A 1,291-nucleotide genomic window follows, 5' to 3' on the forward strand; every position below is an offset into this window, starting at 1 on the left:
GCGGTCTTCACTGCGTGATCGAGTTGATCGACACCCGCCGTGACACGCTCCATGAAGTGCCTGCCTGCGTCTGTTAGCCGAACGCCCCGCGCATGGCGCTCAAATAGCAGGACACCAAGGTTATCCTCCAGCGCTTTCACACGCGCGCTGACGCTCGACTGGCTGATACCAAGTGCCTTGGCCGCATGCCGAAAATTCAGATGCTCGGCGACGGCGATGAACTGAACAAGGGAAATGAGCGGTATCCTGCCAGACAGGATACCGACATTCACGAGGTTTCGATGGTTAGTGCGCCGCATCGGAGCGGGCCTGCTACCAGTCGTCGGTTAGACGACTGGCGACTTCTCGGTGGCAGCCCCACGGAGCCGAAGGAGCACCAGCCCCAACGAAACCAGTACCGCCATCGCCGTGGCGTAACAGATCACGGGCCACGCTGTGTCACCGTTTAAAAGTGCCACCGCCAATGTCCCGACAATGCTGACTATCAGGCTTTGAACGCAGAAGTAGAACGCGACCGCTGATCCCGCGATGTCGTCGAACTCTGCCAAAGCGCCGTTCGCGGTAACGGACACCGTGAAGACAATACCGACCGCGACAACCCACATCGGTAGGATGAAGGTGAGGAATGACGGCGAGCCGTAAAGTTCGCCGATCCCCAACAGGACCGCTCCGCAAACAAGCAACGCCATCCCACGCGCCACGCATCCTGCGATGCCCCATCTGGCGACAAAGGACTTCGCGAAACGGGTTGTCACGATCATTACAAGCGCGACAGTGGCGAAGGCAAAGCTGAATCCGATCTCGGAATATTCCGCTTGGCCTATGAGCACACGGGGAGCCGTCGAGAAGAAGACGAAGTAGGTGCCCATACCGGCGCTAAAGCCGACAGTGTAAACCCAAAAAGCCGGACTCGCGAAGATCGGCAAGACAGATCGGCGCGTCTTGACTTGATCCAGAGGGCGGGTTTCGTGCCACCTGAAACCCGCATTTAGGAGTGCGAGCATCGCCAGTATAGCCAAAGTAATGAATATCGCCTGCCATCCCAAGAACTCGCCGATCAATACTCCGGCGATAGGGCCGAGCGCAGGCACGAACGCCAGCATCGAACTGAAAAGGCCGTAGATGACGACACCCTCAGGACGGTTGGCATAAACGTCGCGAACCGTCGCGAACGTCGCCACCAGCATGGCCGACGCGCCCACTGCTTGAAGTAGACGGAAAGCGACAAAGGCCGGTGCAGTTGAAGACCAAGCTGCTCCCAGAGACGCAATGACGAAAGCCGTTGCGCCCG

2 protein-coding genes are annotated in these 1,291 nt (G+C 58.7%); both read right to left on the reverse strand.

The window, feature by feature from the left end:
- The coding region (locus FTU50_RS15260) for a LysR family transcriptional regulator (protein WP_001255014.1) at positions 1-299 on the reverse strand (299 nt) is incomplete at its 3' end.
- A 27-nt stretch (positions 300-326) separates the two neighbouring features.
- Positions 327-1,291: chloramphenicol/florfenicol efflux MFS transporter FloR (floR, locus tag FTU50_RS15265; protein ID WP_180063761.1), on the reverse strand; the 965-nt coding region annotated here is incomplete at its 5' end.

It is taken from the genome of Acinetobacter sp. YH12112, assembly GCF_013418945.1.
Lineage (GTDB): Bacteria > Pseudomonadota > Gammaproteobacteria > Pseudomonadales > Moraxellaceae > Acinetobacter > Acinetobacter indicus.